At 58.4% G+C, this 16,559-nt stretch carries 20 protein-coding genes; 2 read left to right on the top strand and 18 right to left on the bottom strand.

What is annotated here, in order from left to right:
* Positions 1-141 precede the first annotated feature (141 nt).
* Together FYJ63_RS11355 and FYJ63_RS11350 are read left to right on the top strand one after the other, a co-directional pair.
* Entirely contained in the window at positions 142-501 is a 360-nt protein-coding gene (locus FYJ63_RS11355; RefSeq protein ID WP_268233700.1) for an SDR family NAD(P)-dependent oxidoreductase, read from the top strand.
* Positions 447-899, top strand: coding sequence for an SDR family NAD(P)-dependent oxidoreductase (locus FYJ63_RS11350; protein WP_268233699.1), 453 nt, complete (start codon positions 447-449; stop codon positions 897-899). The genes FYJ63_RS11355 and FYJ63_RS11350 overlap by 55 nt, the downstream gene beginning before the upstream one ends.
* 7 nt (positions 900-906) lie before the next feature.
* Here FYJ63_RS11350 and nucS read toward each other — a convergent pair whose 3' ends face one another.
* The 18 genes from nucS to FYJ63_RS02835 form a co-directional block, all read right to left on the bottom strand.
* Complete coding sequence (gene nucS / locus FYJ63_RS02920; RefSeq protein WP_277028084.1) at positions 907-1,662, bottom strand: endonuclease NucS; 756 nt, start codon at positions 1,660-1,662, stop codon at positions 907-909.
* Between the two features lie 131 nt (positions 1,663-1,793).
* Entirely contained in the window at positions 1,794-2,234 is a 441-nt protein-coding gene (locus FYJ63_RS02915; protein WP_154543625.1) for a PIN domain-containing protein, read from the bottom strand.
* On the bottom strand, positions 2,231-2,434 hold the full coding sequence (locus FYJ63_RS02910) for a type II toxin-antitoxin system VapB family antitoxin (RefSeq protein ID WP_154543623.1): 204 nt from the start codon (positions 2,432-2,434) through the stop codon (positions 2,231-2,233). Before FYJ63_RS02910 ends, FYJ63_RS02915 begins: the two co-directional genes overlap by 4 nt.
* Before the next feature lie 77 nt (positions 2,435-2,511).
* On the bottom strand, positions 2,512-2,958 hold the full coding sequence (locus FYJ63_RS02905; RefSeq protein WP_154543621.1) for a DUF2550 domain-containing protein: 447 nt from the start codon (positions 2,956-2,958) through the stop codon (positions 2,512-2,514).
* Positions 2,959-2,968: 10 nt separating this feature from the next.
* A complete protein-coding gene (locus FYJ63_RS02900; RefSeq protein WP_154543619.1) occupies positions 2,969-3,298 on the bottom strand; it encodes a F0F1 ATP synthase subunit delta/epsilon in 330 nt (109 codons plus the stop codon).
* A 2-nt stretch (positions 3,299-3,300) separates the two neighbouring features.
* Positions 3,301-4,737 carry a F0F1 ATP synthase subunit beta gene (gene atpD / locus FYJ63_RS02895; RefSeq protein WP_154543617.1) on the bottom strand — a complete coding sequence of 479 codons (1,437 nt, stop codon included), beginning with the start codon at positions 4,735-4,737 and terminating at the stop codon, positions 3,301-3,303.
* 23 nt (positions 4,738-4,760) lie between these two features.
* Positions 4,761-5,693, bottom strand: coding sequence for a F0F1 ATP synthase subunit gamma (locus FYJ63_RS02890; protein WP_154543615.1), 933 nt, complete (start codon positions 5,691-5,693; stop codon positions 4,761-4,763).
* 20 nt (positions 5,694-5,713) lie between these two features.
* Positions 5,714-7,333 (bottom strand): F0F1 ATP synthase subunit alpha, encoded by a 1,620-nt coding sequence (gene atpA / locus FYJ63_RS02885; protein ID WP_154543613.1) that lies wholly within the window; start codon positions 7,331-7,333, stop codon positions 5,714-5,716.
* Between the two features lie 56 nt (positions 7,334-7,389).
* Complete coding sequence (locus FYJ63_RS02880) at positions 7,390-8,211, bottom strand: F0F1 ATP synthase subunit delta (protein ID WP_154543611.1); 822 nt, start codon at positions 8,209-8,211, stop codon at positions 7,390-7,392.
* A 45-nt stretch (positions 8,212-8,256) separates the two neighbouring features.
* Positions 8,257-8,811 carry a F0F1 ATP synthase subunit B gene (locus tag FYJ63_RS02875; RefSeq protein ID WP_229769910.1) on the bottom strand — a complete coding sequence of 185 codons (555 nt, stop codon included), beginning with the start codon at positions 8,809-8,811 and terminating at the stop codon, positions 8,257-8,259.
* 32 nt (positions 8,812-8,843) lie between these two features.
* Positions 8,844-9,062: an ATP synthase F0 subunit C gene (atpE, locus tag FYJ63_RS02870; protein WP_154543607.1), complete on the bottom strand. Its 219-nt coding sequence runs from the start codon at positions 9,060-9,062 to the stop codon at positions 8,844-8,846.
* A gap of 57 nt (positions 9,063-9,119) precedes the next feature.
* Entirely contained in the window at positions 9,120-9,950 is an 831-nt protein-coding gene (gene atpB / locus FYJ63_RS02865; protein ID WP_154543605.1) for a F0F1 ATP synthase subunit A, read from the bottom strand.
* 104 nt (positions 9,951-10,054) lie between these two features.
* Positions 10,055-10,507: a Cg1360 family ATP-synthase-associated protein gene (locus FYJ63_RS02860; RefSeq protein ID WP_277028078.1), complete on the bottom strand. Its 453-nt coding sequence runs from the start codon at positions 10,505-10,507 to the stop codon at positions 10,055-10,057.
* Positions 10,508-10,560: 53 nt separating this feature from the next.
* The gene (locus FYJ63_RS02855; protein WP_154543603.1) at positions 10,561-11,712 is read right to left on the bottom strand and encodes an MraY family glycosyltransferase; all 1,152 of its coding nucleotides are present in this window, start codon (positions 11,710-11,712) and stop codon (positions 10,561-10,563) included.
* A gap of 180 nt (positions 11,713-11,892) precedes the next feature.
* Positions 11,893-12,564 carry an L-threonylcarbamoyladenylate synthase gene (locus tag FYJ63_RS02850; RefSeq protein ID WP_154543601.1) on the bottom strand — a complete coding sequence of 224 codons (672 nt, stop codon included), beginning with the start codon at positions 12,562-12,564 and terminating at the stop codon, positions 11,893-11,895.
* A gap of 9 nt (positions 12,565-12,573) precedes the next feature.
* On the bottom strand, positions 12,574-14,205 hold the full coding sequence (locus tag FYJ63_RS02845; RefSeq protein WP_229769903.1) for an SLC13 family permease: 1,632 nt from the start codon (positions 14,203-14,205) through the stop codon (positions 12,574-12,576).
* A gap of 134 nt (positions 14,206-14,339) precedes the next feature.
* On the bottom strand, positions 14,340-14,828 hold the full coding sequence (locus tag FYJ63_RS02840; RefSeq protein WP_154543599.1) for a response regulator: 489 nt from the start codon (positions 14,826-14,828) through the stop codon (positions 14,340-14,342).
* A gap of 74 nt (positions 14,829-14,902) precedes the next feature.
* Positions 14,903-16,516 (bottom strand): sensor histidine kinase, encoded by a 1,614-nt coding sequence (locus FYJ63_RS02835; protein WP_229769902.1) that lies wholly within the window; start codon positions 16,514-16,516, stop codon positions 14,903-14,905.
* Positions 16,517-16,559: the final 43 nt, after the last annotated feature.

The following is a 16,559-nucleotide window of genomic DNA, read 5'->3' as shown; positions in this document are numbered from 1 at the left end:
ATCCTCCTCGATAAGTGCGCGATACCTGCGGCCCTGAGGGCGAAACGCACACTCTAGAAGTTTAGTTGCTTTTGCCATATTTTTCAGCCGCTTCAACCCCTCAGCATTTGCCAATAGGGGCGGGGGAGCTGAGGAGGACTGATGTCTACTATCGTTATTGTCGGAGCCAACCAGGGGATTGGGTTTTACCTGGCACAAAGCCTGTTGCGGATGAATCATTCGGTCGCTGTGCTGGATATCAAGTTGCATAATCTCGAAAAGTTGCGAGCGCACTATCCCGAGCGATTGCTCCCTATCCTGGCCGACTCCCAAGACTTGGAAAGTATTCAACAAGGCGTCGCTCTCGTCCACGAAAAGTGGGGAGACCTCGATGTCGCCATCCACAATGCCTGCCTTTGCACCTTCGACAGCGAACCCGAACGGACTACGACACCTATAAGAAAGTTATGGATATCAACTTTTTTGGGGCCTTGCGGCTTGCCAAAACGGTGTTGCCGTTGATGCGCCGAGCCGGACACGGGCGGGTGATTTTTTCAAGTTCCGGCGTCGGGGTGACGGGTTTCATGAACATCTCCCCCTATGCCTCCTCCAAAGGCGCCATCGAAGCGCTCGCAAAGTGCCTGGAAATCGAGAATCAGCCCTACGGAATCTCTTTCCACCTGTTCCACCCGCCCTTGACGAATACCGCCTCCACCTCCGGCCTACCGATCCCCAAGGAGTTCAAGGTGGACGCGAAAAAGGTCGGCCTCGGTTTAGCGAAACACATTTTCTCAAAACGGTTCGTCATCTGCCACTCTTTCGGGCAGTCTCTCCAAATGGCTCTAACCTACCGGCATCCGCTTTTCATCGGGCGCTTGACGACCAAAATGACTCGGCGCGCCCAGGCCGCAAGCGCTTAGTCGAAGCTCAGAACAGGCGGTTGGTGGGGTCATCAAGGCCGCGCATCGCGTCGTAGTCCAGCAAGAGGCAACGGATTTCACGGTCTTCGGCGAGCGTTCGCGCCTGGGGTTTGATTTCTTGCGCCGCAAAAATGCCGGTAATCCCTTGTAAATCAACTTGCCGCCCCAGCAGTTCGAGGTAGCGAGTCAACTGCTCCACGCCGTCGATTTCCCCGCGACGCTTCACCTCGATGGCGACCGGCTGGCCCGCCGGATCGCGCACGAGCAGATCCACCGGCCCAATCGGGGTCGGCCATTCGCGACGGATGAGAGACCAGCCCACCCCGAGAACTGCTTCGACTTGCTCCGCCAAGAGTTCTTGGAGATGGGCCTCGACCCCGTCTTTTTCGAGACCGGGATCGATTCCGAGTTCAAAGGTTTCGTCTGAGTAAACGCGGAAAAGCGTGATGACAAGGGCTTCGTTTTTCTTCGTCGTGACGGTCCAGATTTGGGCGGTTTCGCCCGCGTCGATCGCGTTGTCTGCGCCGTCCGGAGCGTCTGCGTCTGTCTCGTCGGCAGCGGCGCTAGTCGTGACGATAGAGTTGGCCTCAATTGAGAGGTGACACGGCGCGCTCATCCAGTTCAAAGGCTTGTAGGAGCCACCATCGGAGTGAATCAGGACCGAGCCGTCAGCCTTGACCATGATAAGCCGCTTGGCGGGGGCAAGATGCGCGTCGAGACGACCGGAATAATTCACTTCGCAATCCGCAATCACCAAACGCACTCGGTAAGCCTATCAAAGATTTTCAAAGAGCCTACCGCGACGCAGGCCGAGTGAAGTGACGTGCTTGCACGATCACTTCCGAGGCCAAGGAGTCAGTGCGCAATTTTGCGAAGCAAAATTGCAAGCACAGTTTAGTCCACGGTCCCGCGCGGAACTATCCACTGGGTCGAAAGTGTGGGATAGAGGGCTGCCAGCGTCTCAAAATCCGCATCATAATGCACCACGACGACACTTTGCCTCGCATTACTGTAGGCTACCGCGGTCGCCGCAATCTGCAGGTCACTCACTCCCACGGCCCTCCCTTGACCGGCGGCAAACAGCGCGCGCTGCATTTGCCTCGTTATCTCCGCGATTTCAGGATTTGGGGCCAAAAAGACCTTGGCCCGCAAAGCACTGTCGTTGATTTCCTCCCACTCTGCGAGATTGCGGGCGCTGTAACCTTCTTCCAGCGCTTGCGGGAGACAACCAGCTAGGTCGCCAGTGTTCAAGAGGCTCAAAAGTGCGTCAGCTACAGCTCGGCTACGGTGAACCCGCTGGATTACCGAGTTATCGACCAGGTAGACCAGCCTCAACGCTGCGCTCCAGCAATCAACTCAGGGTCATCAAGGTCTTTCGCTTGACCAAGTCGTAGCGCCACCACATAGCGAGCCGCCCGCTCACGTCGCACAAAGGTCTCCAAAGCCGCGGCGATGGTGGCTTTCTTGGTGTTGGTTTCCGCAAATGCCATCGCCTCAGACAGCAAGTTTTCATCAATATCTACCAGCGTTTTCATACCCCCACCTCCGTATATCCTAATAAGTCATTATAGATATACGAAGGCTCGGTGTCAAGAGAAATCTGATACCTCGACTAATAGATTTCGATGGATTGGGGCGGGGCGGATTCCATCCAGGAGACGAGTCCGGAATAGTCCGGCTCCCCCATTGCCAGCCAAAAATCGGCGGGCGGGAGGAAAACCCCACGCTTGGCCTCTTGGGCTCGGCAATGCAAAATCGCGAGCCGCACCCCGTCGGCTTCTTGCACCTGGGCGTCGAGAATCTCGAAACCGTGGCGGGTCCAGCGCAGGGTCGAGCCCCACTTGAGGGAAATAATCCGGTACCACTTTAAGAGATCCTCGGAATAGTGGCACACTCCCGCCACCCACACGTCCTCGGGGCGACGGCGATACGCCACATTGAAAGATCCGACATTTTGGGCCTTGAAGCGCAACCGCGCGACGAAATAAATCGCCAGGGCACAGATGAATATCAGGACAAAAACCATGGCCGTGATGACTGAACCAGTCGCTCCAGACATGGCCGTTCACCTAGTTCTTGCTGCCCGCGAGGGCCGACGTAACCTCTGCAACTTCCGCAGCTTCAATTTCCTCAGCAAGTTCACCCGAAACGGGTTTCAAGTCGCGTTCCAAAACCACGGTCACCGCGTCATTATCAGTCGAAGCAAAACCGGCGGAAACGGGGATTTCTGTGGTCTTGTCAGCAATCACCCTGACGGTCCCGGGGCGAAGCACCACCAAAAGCGGTTGGTGACCTGGCAAAATCCCGAGGTCACCTTCCGCGGAGGGGACGACGACCTGCGCGGCTTCACCTTGGAACAAGGTGTTGGCGCGGTCGACGACGGCAACTTTGAGGCTCATGATTACATTTCCTTCTGGAGCTTGGCCCAGGCAGCCTCGAGATCTTCGATACCGCCGATGTTGAAGAACGCCTGTTCCGGAATGTGGTCGTACACGCCATTCGCGATGCGCTTGAAGGCCTCAACCGTCTCCGACAAGGGGACGGTCGAACCGGCCACGCCGGTGAACTTCTCCGCCATGTAGGTGTTCTGGCTTAGGAACTGTTCAATGCGGCGCGCGCGAGCCACGGTGACCTTGTCCTCTTCGGAAAGTTCGTCCACACCGAGAATCGCGATGATGTCCTGAAGTTCCTTGTTCTTCTGGAGGATCATCTTGACCTGGGTCGCGACTTCGTAGTGTTCCTTGCCGACATAGCGCGGGTCGAGAATCCGGGAAGTCGAAGCCAACGGATCCACCGCCGGATATAGACCGCGCGAGGCGATGTCGCGTGAAAGGTTCGTCGTCGCGTCCAAGTGGGCGAAGGTTGTTGCCGGAGCCGGGTCGGTGTAGTCGTCCGCCGGGACGTAAATCGCCTGGAGGGACGTAATCGAGTGGCCGCCCGCGGAGGTAATGCGCTCCTGGAGCTGGCCCATCTCATCAGCCAGGTTAGGCTGATAGCCCACGGCGGAAGGCATGCGGCCGAGCAGGGTCGAAACCTCAGAACCCGCCTGGGTGAAGCGGAAGATGTTGTCGATGAACAACAGCACGTCCTGGTTTTGGACATCGCGGAAGTATTCCGCCATCGTCAAACCGCTCAGTGCCACGCGAAGACGCGTCCCCGGCGGCTCGTCCATCTGGCCGAAGACCATGGCGGTCTTGTCCAAAACGCCGGCGTCTTCCATTTCGTGAATCAAGTCGTTGCCCTCACGGGTACGTTCGCCGACGCCCGCGAACACGGACACGCCACCGTGGTCTTGAGCCACGCGCTGAATCATTTCCTGAATCAAAACCGTCTTGCCGACACCCGCGCCGCCGAAGAGGCCAATCTTGCCGCCTTGGACGTAGGGAGTCAACAAGTCGATAACCTTGATGCCGGTTTCGAACATCTGGGTCTTGGATTCCAACTTGTCGAAAGCCGGCGGGGTGCGGTGAATGGACCAGCGCTCTTTGACATCGAGCTTCTCGCCTTCCTTCAGGTTCAAACATTCACCAATCACGTTGAAGACGTGGCCCTTGGTGACATCCCCTACCGGTACGGAGATCGGGGCGCCGGTGTCGACCACCTTGGCGCCGCGCACCAAACCGTCAGTCGGCTTCAGGGCAATAGAGCGCACAATGTTGTCGCCGAGGTGTTGGGCGACCTCCAAGGTCATGATCTGTTCTTCGCCACCCATGCCTTTGAAGGTGACGGTCAGGGCGTTATACATGTCCGGCAGTTGATCCGGGGGGAACTCGATGTCCACGACCGGGCCAATCACGCGGGCGATCCGACCGGTTCCAAGATTCTTCTCTTCAGCCATTGTTTATTTCCTTGCTTTCGTGGTTACTTCTTCGTTTCCTTCAGCGCGTCCGCGCCGGACACGATTTCAGAGATTTCTGTGGTGATTTCAGCCTGGCGAGCCTGGTTCATCTCGCGGGTCAGGCCAGTAATCAGGTCTTGGGCGTTATCCGTAGCGGAGTGCATCGCGTTTTGGCGGGAGGCCAACTCGGCGGCCGCCGCGTGCAACAGGGCGGTCCGAATCCGCGACTCCACGTAGAGCGGCATCACCGTCTCCAGCACTTCCTCCGCGCTCGGTTCGAACTCATAGAGCGGGAGTACATCGGAAGTCCCGACATCTTCGAGTCCCATCCCGTCAATCTGAATGGCTTCATCCGGGTCGATGACCTTAATCGGGAGCATCTTGCGAACCTGCGGGACTTGGGAAACCATGGAGCGGAACTTGGTGTAGACCATGTAGAGGCCGCTCACCCCGCCTTTGTCAGCCGGCAACAAGAAGGCCTCCAACAGCGAGCGAGCAATCTCTTGCGAGCGCGCCTCTGAAGGCTTGTCCGAGTCCCCAATCCAGGAGTTGGCGACTTCCACGCCGCGGAAGTTGAAGTAGTTCAAGCCGCGGCGACCCGAGACAAAAATAACCGGATCTTTGCCCTCATCTTGGAGCTGTTCGAGCAAGCGTTCCGTTTCCCGCAAGATAGACGCGGAATAAGCCCCCGCCATCCCGCGGTCGGAAGTCACCGCCAAAACAGCCACGCGATTCGTGTCGGTGCGCTCCTTGATGAGCGGATGGTCTAACTGCGTATGCGCGGAGACAGCGGCCACCGCGGCAGCAATCGCGGAATCGTAAGTCGTAATCGACTCCGCCGCCGCGCGGGCCTTCCCGACGCGGGAAGCCGCAATCATCTCCATCGCGCGGAAAATCTTTTGCAGCGTCTCCGTGGAGCGAATCCGCTGTTTCAGCGCTCTTTGCGAACCTGCCATAACCTTTGCTTTCCTCTAGCCTACTTCCGAACCACAATCTGTTCTTCAGAACGTTCGGCCTCAGCCTCGCCCTCCATCGCGTCACCCTTGGTGGGGACGAGATCGTAGCCCGCACGGAAGTCCTTGACCGCGGTTTCGAGACGAGCCACCAGCTCATCAGGCCACGCGCCGGTTTCCCGCAGCTCGGCTAGGATAGTGCCTTCGTTGCGGAGGTAGTCCAGCCAGTCTTTCTCGAAGTCAAGCACCTTGTCGGTCGGGATGTCGTCGAGGTAGCCGTTGGTGCCGGCCCAGATGGAAACGACCTGTTCCTCCACGGGATAAGGTGTGTACTGCGGCTGCTTTAGGAGTTCCATCAGCCTCTCGCCGCGGGTCAACTGCTTGCGAGTCGTGGCATCCAAGTCGGAAGCGAGCATCGCGAAGGCCGCCATCGAGCGGTACTGGGCGAGCGTAATCTTCAAGGTACCGGCGACCTTCTTCATCGCCTTGACCTGGGCGTCACCACCAACGCGGGACACCGAGATACCGACATCTACCGCCGGACGTTGGTTCGCGTTGAACAGGTCAGACTGCAAGAAAATCTGGCCGTCTGTAATGGAGATAACGTTGGTCGGAATGTAGGCCGAGACGTCGTTAGCCTTGGTTTCGATAATCGGCAGGCCGGTCATCGAGCCACCGCCGAGCTCATCTGAGAGCTTCGCGCAACGCTCCAGCAAGCGCGAGTGGAGGTAGAACACGTCGCCCGGGTAGGCTTCACGCCCCGGCGGGCGGCGCAGCAAGAGGGACACCGCGCGGTAGGCTTCAGCCTGTTTGGAGAGGTCATCAAAGATGATTAGGACGTGTTTGCCCTGGTACATCCAGTGCTGGCCGATGGCCGAGCCGGTGTAGGGAGCGAGGTACTTGAAGCCCGCGGCGTCAGAAGCCGGAGAGGCGACGATGGTTGTGAACTCCATCGCGCCGGCGTCTTCGAGCGCGCCCTTTACGGAAGCAATGGTGGAGCCCTTCTGGCCCACGGCAACATAGATACAACGCACCTGCTTGTTGGGGTCACCGGACTTCCAGTTGTCGCGCTGGTTCAAAATCGTGTCGATCGCGATGGCAGTCTTGCCGGTTTGACGGTCACCAATGATGAGCTCGCGCTGGCCGCGGCCAATCGGAATCATCGAGTCGATGGCTTTGAGGCCGGTCTGGAGGGGCTCGTAGACCGAGCGGCGCATCATTACGCCGGGCGCCTGGAGTTCCAGAGCGCGCCTTTCGGTCATGTCCTTAATCTCGCCCAAGCCATCAATGGGGTTACCCAGCGGGTCAACGACGCGACCGAGGTAGCCGTCACCAACCGGAACGGACAGCACGTCTCCCGTGCGGTAAACCTCCTGGCCTTCCTCGATACCGGTGAAATCACCGAGAACGATAGCGCCAATCTCGCGCACATCGAGGTTCATCGCCAGCCCCAGCGTTCCGTCTTGGAAGCGCAGCAACTCGTTCGCCATCGTGCCGGGCAGGCCCTCGATATGGGCGATACCGTCGGCAGTCTCGGTGACGTAGCCGATTTCCTCAGCAGTGGCAGCGGCCGGTTCGTAGGCGTCCACGAACTGGTCCAAGGCACTCTTGATGTCCTGGGGACTAATTGATAGCTCAGCCATCCGTCTTTCCTTCTTTTTTATGTCTTCACTAGGGTGGTTCCCTAGTTTTTCTTTATCTAACTAGCCAGTTTCCGGCGGAACTCAGCCGCCCGAGTGGAGACGGCGCCGTCCACGACGACATCTCCGCGTCGAATCTTCACTCCACCAATGAGGCTCGGATCCACCACAACGTTCACCACGACATCGTGACCGGCCCGCTTCGACAGCAGGTTCACCAGCCGCGACTGTTGGGTATCGCTCAGCGGGGCCGCCGTGTAGATGGTTGCCATCGCGCGGGAGCGCAACTGGGCGGCAGAATCGAGCAAGGCCCGAATATCTGCGCCGAGGTGCCCCGGCAGAGCCCGCTCAATCACCGCGTCGACCAGCCGCAAAGCCAGCGGTTCGACCTTCTCGCCGATGAGCTTGTTGAAAGTCTCAATCCGCTCGTTAGCCGGAGCGCGGTGAGAGTCGGTCAAGAAGTTCCGCAACTCGCGGTTTTTGCCAATCACCTGTCCCATGGCGAAGATATCGCGCTCCACATCGTCGAGTTTGCCGTTGTCTTGGGCGGTCTTCAGGAGGACGTGCTTGCCGAGAATCCTCGCGGCCTCGCCAAGGTCGGCCTCTGTTGACCAACGACCCGCAGCCAAAGCCATAACCCCATCCAGAACGGGAGCGGAAAGATTGCCTTGGAAAATCTTGGTGACCAAGGCTTGTTTGTCCGCTGCTGTCCGCGCCGGATCGGAAAGGTTGCGTGTGAGCCGAATGTTGCTGTCAAACAGGTCTGACAACGCGAAAAGCTCTTCGGCGACCTGGGTGCCGTCCTTTTCAGAGGCTTTCCCCAGATCCTTATCCACGGCCGCCACCATAGTGGCCAGGGTCCGCACCGATGAGGCTCTCATGAAACTCCTTATAATCCTTCCAACCGCTCCTAGCGCATAAGCGGGCTAGGCTACCGGCTGCTTCTCCAACTCGTCGAGGAAACGATCGACCACGCGAGCCGAGAGTGCTTCGTCTTGCAAGTGTTCACCAACAATCTTGTCTGCCAATTGGGTCGCGAGGGCACCAACGTCCTTCTTCAAGGACTCAGCCGCCGCCGCGCGCTCCGCTTCAATCTGCCGCTCGGCAGTCTCCTGGATGCGCTTGGCCTCTTGTTCGGCGCGCGCCTGGGCGCGTGCCACGATGTCTTCGGCCTGAGCATTGGCTTTGTCGCGAATAGCCGCGGCTTCCGCCTTGGCATCCGCAAGCTCCGTCTCAATCCGAGCGGCGGCCTTCTTGGAATCTTCCTGAGCCTTCACCGTCGCATCGAGGCCCTCTTGGAGCCTCCTAGCGCGCTCATCAACGAGAGCGTTGTATTTCGGCAGAGCCACCTTGATGACAAAGAACAAGATGATGATGAAGATAATCCCTGACCAAACAATGTCGTACAGAGGCGGGAGCAAAGGATTCGGCTTTGCACCCTCCTCAGCGGCAGCCTCGGCCAGTACTAACAAACTGTTCATCATGTTTTCGCCTTAGTAGGTTGAAGATTTCTTTATGCCGGGAACAGGAAGCCCATCACCAAACCGATCAAAGCCAAGGCTTCGACGAAGGCGATACCGATGAACATGTTCACCGTGAGCTTGCCGGAGAGTTCCGGCTGGCGAGCGATGGAGTCTTGAGTGTGGCCAATCAAGATACCCAAGCCGATGCCCGGGCCGATGGCGGCCAAACCGTAACCGATGGTTGCAAGAACTGCCAAACTTCCAGTCATGTTTTTCTTTCCTTATTCTTGGTATTCTCACGCCGGTTGACGCAAGAAGCTTGTTATTTAGTGGGCGTGTACGGAGAGGTTCACATACACCGCGGTCAAGACCGCAAAGATATAGGCCTGTAGGAAAGCCACCAGGATTTCGAACAGGGTGAAGGCGAAAGCCGCGAGGAAGGTCAAGATTCCGATGAGGGAAATCGCCTGGACGTGCTGGCTCAGGAGCGTGAACAAGAAGAAGTTCGATGCGCTCAGCGTAAGTGCCAGCAGGAAGTGGCCCGCAATCATGTTCGCCAAGAGACGGACGAACAGGGTGAAGGGGCGAATCACGAAGGTCGAGATGGCCTCAATCGGGGTCAAGAGGATATACAGCGGCCAGGGCACTCCCGGCGGGAAGAGAGAGGACTTCAGGAACTGTCCCAGGCCCGTCTCCCGGATGCCGGCGTAGACGAAAACGAACCAGGCGAAGATTGCCAGCAAGAGCGGGAAACCCGGTTTCGCGGTTCCGGCAAGGTTGAAGCCGGGGATGATGCCCGCAATGTTCATGAAGAGAACCGTGAAGAAGATTGAGGTGATAATCGGAGCGTATTTACGACCGAGTTCCTTCCCGATGATTTCTTCGGAGATGGACTTGCGGGTGAAGTCAAAGAGGAATTCCATCGCGAACTGGGCGCGTCCCGGAATGAGCTTCGCGCGCATGGCGTAGAGGACCAAGCACAGAATCAACACCAGCATCATGATGAGACGAATCATCATCACGCGATCAATCGCAAAGGGCGTTCCCGCAAAAGCAAAAACGGGAGGGAACAAGTCCATGATGGTGGGGGCGTGGAAAGTATCACCTTCGGTTGGCAATAGTGCTGGCAGCATTGCCGCAGTTGTGAGCACTCCCATTGTTCTCCTTCGAAATGATCTTGGCGGGTGAAACGCGCAAAGACAACGCTACCATAAATTTTAGAGCAGTTTGAACACTCCTCGGGTTCTCACTTTGTGAAAATTTAGGAATTTTCATCCTCTGGCGGGTCGAGGAGTGGCACCCGAGCGCGTGTGACCGCCACGGGAAAAGCCACGGTTTGGACCAGGATTAACGCGAGCATAGTCAAGAAAATTACCATCGGGTTGAGGTCGGGGATGGCGCGGGCGACGGCGAGGGTTCCCAGGAGGATGAGGATTTTGCAGAGGAAATCCCCTCCCATTCCGGCCATCATCAAATCCGGATGGTTGATGGTGAAAGTGTGGGAGGCCGCGGTGGCAAGCATCATGGCGGCGCCGGCTGCGGCCGAGAGACCGACGGCTTTGAGGCCGGGGATGCCGGTAGCAAGGGCGGCGATGAGGGCGGCGAGAATCAGGGTCACGAGCATGGCAAGCGCGGTGAATTTCAGGGAGTATTTCACGGCCTTCTTGGTGAGAGGCCCGATGCGATTTTCTGGGGGCGGTTCTGGTTTCGACACGCTTTTACGCTATCACGGCACGGCGAAATAGTAACCGTCCCCGTTTGCTCCACTTAGTCCAGAGCGTGGGCGGGGGCCTGGGGAGTCTCGTAGCGGGGGTTTAGCCGCCGACGAATTCCTTCACGCGCCGCGGGAAGGATCTCGATGGTGGCAATTAATGCCAACAACGAAGCCACTCCCACCACGACGGCAACGTAGCGCATCCGCAGCAGCGTTAGTGAAGCCGCCCCTAGGGAAAACACCGCGGTCCAGATATACATCACCAGCACCGCCCGCACCCGCGAACGCCCCGCGTGGCTCAAACGATGGTGGAGGTGGCCGGCATCAGCCTGGAAGGGAGACTGGTGGTGGTACAGTCGCCGAATCACCGAGGCAATCATGTCAAACAAGGGCAGCGCGAGAACCGCAATCGGGAGGAGAATCGGGAGGAAAGAAGGGAAGGCTTGGCGGAAGTAAACCACTGCCGGATCAATCTGGCCGGTAACAATAATCGCCGCCGCGGCCGTCACCAGCCCCAAGAGCATCGCACCCGTGTCACCCATGAAAATTGAGGCCGGACTGAAGTTATGTGCTAAGAATCCCAGGCAAATCCCCGCAAGCGCCGCTGCCACCGTGGTGGCGAGCGAGGCGTAGGACTCCGTGCCCAGCGTCCGAGTAAGGGTGTAGGAGTAGATGAACAGTCCCGAGGCGCCAATGGCCATCATGCCCGAGGCCAGCCCGTCGAGGCCGTCGACAAAGTTCACCGCATTAATGGCCGCAACAACCACGAGAATTGTCACCACGAGAGAGAGCCGCGAGGAACCAATCGTGAGGCCGAAAACCGGAAAAGACGTCAGTTGAATTCCGAGATAGGCCATGAGTCCGGCAATGAGAATCTGGCCGGCCAGTTTCGTGTACCAATCCAAATCCCAAATATCGTCAGCCACTCCGAGGAGACAAATCAGCACCACCCCGATGACGAGACCTCGAGTGTGTTGCCAACTGGCCGCCTCGGCGAGGTAGGGAGTGTGGGAGGCGATGAGCAGCGCCACCAAAAAACCCACTCCCATGGCGAGGCCGCCGAGTCGCGGGGTGGGGAATTGATGAACGTCACGCTCCCGCACCGGAGCCAAGGTCCCCGTCGCAATGGCGAACTGGCGCACGAGCGGGACCGCGAGATAGGTCACCGCGGTCGCGACCAGAAAAATCAGGGCATAGAACTTCATTTGGGTTTTATTTTAACCAGGAATTGGGGGGTCGGTCGGCAAGTGGTGTGCACGAATGTACGGCGGAAAACTCCGAGCCCGAAATTGCCGGAAAGCCAAAATCCTCTCACCTGTGAAAACGCTTTTTCGGATGAGTCGCGCAGGGGCAAGAAACGGGTTTGACCGTACATTCGTGCACGCTTAAGCCAGTGCGGCGGAGATTTCGTCGAGACTCACTCCACCTTGGCGGATCAATCGGGGAAGGCGAGTTTCCGTGTCTAGCCTGGTCACGTCCACAATCGTGGAGGGCAACCCGCTAGGCGACTCCCCCGCGTCCACATAGACCGCGACTTTATCCCAGAAATAGGCCGTTGCTGCCGAAAGATTCGTCGCCGGAGGAGCACCGTGGCGGTTGGCGGAAGTGACCGCGAGCGGGCCGGTCGCCCCCAGGATTTCCAGAGCCACCGGATGGTTAGGCATCCGCAAAGCAATAGTCCCTCCGGTTTTCCCCAAATCCCAACCAAGACTCGGACGGGCCTTGGCGATAATTGTCAAGGGCCCGGGCCAAAATGCCTGCGCCAACTTCGAGGCGGCCTCGAATTGGGCGCGAGGCATTCCCGAGAGTCCGGAATTTGGCAAAGCCAACAATTCCTCCAAGGCAGCAGGGCCGGAAACGAGAACCGGCGGGGGAAAATCCTCGCCGCGCCCCTTTGCTGACTGGAGACGCTCGACTGCCTGAGGTTCGAAGGGAATCGTGGCGATTCCGTAAACCGTATCCGTTGGCATCACAAGCAACTTGCTGGATTTTACTGCCTCGTCGATAGTGGCAAGATTCTCGGCGCTAAGTCCACCGTCCGCCTTGATGATTTCCATACGACTATCTTAAACCAGCCCCAGCAGCGCCCACACCTGCGGGAGGGCAAACACCAAGACCACCGTCGCGCCGGTTCCGACCACGAGCCCGAGAATGACCATCTGTTTCACCGTGATCTCGCCGGTCGCGTAGGCGATGGCGTTTGGCGGGGTGGAAATCGGCATCGACATCCCGAGCGAACAAGCGATAGCGACAGCACAGGCGACTGTCACGGTATCGACCCCTTCCAGGGAGACGGCAAGCGCCACCGCCAGCGGAACCAGCAGGTTTGCGGAGGCGGAGTGGGAGATGACGTTGGCAATGGCGAAACCGACCAGACCCAGCAAGGCCACAATCAAGACGGGGCTGAGGGTCTCCCAGGGGACTGATCCGACGAGGAACTCATCAAGTCCCGTGTTGCCGATCCCCTCTCCCATGGCGATACCCCCGGCGACGAGCCACAAGACCGGCCAGTCGAGCTTCTTGATGTCTTCTCCGTCCATCACCTTGAGGCACAGCAAAACCACCACCGGAATGAAACCGACGATGTTCGAAGACACGCCGTGAATCGACTCCGTCATCCAGAGCAAAATGGTCGTAACAGCGACGATGTAGAACAAAATCGCCTTGCGGGAGGTGTCCCACTTCGAGTTCATCTCGATGTGGATGACGGCGTCTTTGGGGATGAACAAGGCGCAAAGGAACAGCCAGGAGAGGAACAACACCACGAGCATGAAGGGCACGGCCATCACCATCCACTGGAAAAAGGAGACGTGGAGACCCTTTTCGGCCAGCGCTCCGACCGCGATGGCGTTAGGCGGGGTGCCAACCGGCGTCCCGATACCGCCCACATTCGCGGCTAGTGGGATAGACAGGGCGACGCCCGCGCGGGCCTTCCCCTTCGGGAGCGCCCCGAGAATCGGAATGACCACGGTAAACATGGTGGCGGTAGTGGCGGTGTTGGACATGAACATGGACAGCAAGGCGGTGATGAGCATCAAGCCGAGGGTTGTCAAGCGAGCCTTCTCCGGAAAGGGCTTCAACATGACGGCAGCGAGGTTGTGGTCCAGACCATATTTCTCGGCGCCGTCAGCAATCATGAAGCCACCGAGGAACAGGATAATGACCGGATTCGCCAGCGTGGCAAAATATTGGGAGTATTTTGCGACATATTCCTCTTGGGCGGGGTCACCTCCGGTCGGATCGACGAGGGCTCCGGTGGAAACCATCAAGACCTCCAGTCCAATCACCAACACTGCCGTCGCCGTGAGCGGCACCGGCTCGGTCACCCAAAACACGATGGCCAGCATGAAAATCGCGAGCATCCGTTCCCCGGGCTCCCCGAGATTCGGGATGTCCACAATCAAGGGAACAAGGAAAACAATCGCCCCGAGAATCAAGCCCACGATTTGTTTTGTGGACAGGGGTTGGGACTTTGTCGCGTTTTTAGGCGGTTTGGCCTTCAGAGTCCGAATCGGGCGGCGATGCGGTTTGGGGCGCGGCTGAGTTTGCGGCTGGGTTGTCGCGGAGGCGACGGAGGCAGGGGCGGTCGCGGAGGTGGTCGCGGCCGCGGAGTTGCTAGCAGTGGCGCTAGCGGAGGAGTTAGCTGCGGGGGGAGAATCCGGGGGGTTCATCTCGTTGGCAGAGTCCTGTTCACTCATGGGGGCGCTCCTTATCCGCTTGACGTCATCCGTGTATTAGAAAATGTCGAATCTGTAGGTAATCGGTTTTCTCGCGATTTTCTAGTTTGCTGGTTTCTTGGTCTTCCAGTTTGCTTAGTTGACTAACCGCTTGGCTAGTCAGCCCGAGAAAAGTTGCGGGCAATCTCGAGAGCCCGTTGTTGATCCAAAGCAGACAAGTACGGCGTCGGGTCTATCCCCGCGAGTTCGACGTAATCAGTCAACATGGCGCGAACCACTTCGACGAGTTCCTCCGGTTTCCACGGCTTGGCCAGATATTGATCCAGCCCCGCTTCGTTGACGGCACGGATGGTGTCAGCAAGGTCTGCTTGGCCGGTGACGAGGACTTTTCGAGTCAGCTCGGTGCGTTCGTCTTGCATCATTTGCCCCATGAATTCGATACCGGTCGTGCCGGGAAGACGATGGTCGCAAAGCGCGAGGGCGAGCACGTCCCCGTCGGTGGTGATTTCATCCACGACTTCCCAAGCGTCCGGCACGTCTTCGGCGGGTTCAATCCTGAGGCTATCGGCAAATTCAAGCAGGTCGCGGGAGATTGCCGCGCGAACTTCGGCTTCGTCTTCAAGAATTAGGATGGCGAGTTTCATAACAGTCTCCTTTGGCTGGTTTCTCCTATTATCCCCTAGCAAGCCCGAAAATCGGGACGATTTGGGGCTCGGTCTTACAAATAGTGGGTCGGGAGCTCCACTGTCGCGAGCGTTCCCGTCGGATTTTCGACATTTTCGAGCCGGATGGTTCCGCCGTGATTTTCAACAATCGAGCGACAAACCCCGAGGCCAATCCCCATTCCGAAGCGAACCTCGCCGCCTTTGGTCGTGAAATGGGGTTCAAAAATGTAGTCGATCACATCCGCGGCGATTCCCGGGCCAGTATCGCGGAAAGTGAGCCGGATCGAGTCCGACGTGAGGGCGCTGGTCTCAATCGTCAGCGAGCCGACGGTGGTTTGCTGGTTGGTGGCGTCTTCCCTTGTTGAGGCGCTTTGCGGAGCCGCATCGGTCATGGCTTCCACCGCGTTCGTTATCAAGTTCGTCCAGACTTGGTCAAGTTGCCCGGGATGGCAGGAAATCGGCGGCAACTCGCCGTATTCCACGCTGACCTCGACCTTGTCGAGACGGTGGGACAGCAGGCGAAGCGTGTCCGACAAACCGTCGTTGACGTTGACGTTTTCGACCGGATCCCCGTCCGGACGCGCATAGGATCGCAAAGAGGCCACGAGTTCCACGATTCTTCCCGAAGCGTTCCGCAGATTGCGAAGATTCGTCCCAATAGCCGCCGATTGTTCCAAAGCCCCAAGGTCAGGGGTATTTCCGGAGGCCAGCAGCGCTCGCGCCATGTCCGTATCGAAGACTCCGGCGACTACCAGGCGCTCCACCAGGCTCGGGTCTTTGATGATTTTCGCAAGCTCTTTCTTCGCCGCGCGCACCTCTTTCGTGGAGCGAACTGATGCGTTCTCCGCCGATCCCAGCGACTGCAAGGCGAGTTCCCGCCAAGCACGATCCGGACAGGTCGCAATCAACGCCTTGATGTCCTCATCCAGATAGTCCGCCCCGCGCCGAATCGCTGCCACCGGATTGTTCAGTTCGTGGGCAACCCCCGCCGCCAACTCCCCCAAGGAGGCAAACCGCGCTTGGGCTGCCATTTCTTCGCGAGTTTCCCGCAGTTTCGTCAAGGCCTTGGCAAGATTGGTTCGTTCCAAAGCGAGCTGGTCAGCTAGTTCGGCCTGCTCCACGTGCAGCGCCTCGGCGCGGCGCAAACGCCGATCCAAAGTCCGGAGGAACAGGGCCGCCACCAGGAGTAAGACGTAGGAATCGGCAAAAATCACCTGGTTTAGTTCCGACAAAGTGGCCCGAATTCCGGTGACTTCCTCGGTGACGATGGAGGTGAAGAACGCCGCGCTCTCGTCTCCCGCCCCCAGCAGCCCGATGATTCGACCGGTGGAGGCGTGGTGCATGAGAATCTCTCCGGCCTCGGATTGACGTTCCAAGGCAACCTTGCCGGACAGCGCGAAAATCACGTGTTGAACCGGCTGACCTTCCTCCGTGAGATGAGTTCCGACCGGAAAAGTCTCGTGAGCTCGAGGTCCGAGAATCAGCTCGGCTCGACGCACGATTTCGGCGATAATCTCGTCGTCGCTTTGCGGAAGTTCAAACACGAAGCGGGTTTTATCCTCGTCCAGCGCGGTAATGGCGGGGACAAGGGAGTTTGCCGCGAGGGAGGGCATGGTGGCCGCGGCGGGCTGGGGCGGGGTGTCTGGGACGTTGTTTTCGGGATTCATCAAGGGCTTCCTGGGTTGGCTGGCGATTGTTGGGATAGCTCAA

It is taken from the genome of Mobiluncus porci, assembly GCF_009695935.1.
In the GTDB taxonomy this organism is placed as follows: domain Bacteria; phylum Actinomycetota; class Actinomycetes; order Actinomycetales; family Actinomycetaceae; genus Mobiluncus; species Mobiluncus porci.
This window is presented reverse-complemented; position numbering and strand designations above follow the sequence as displayed.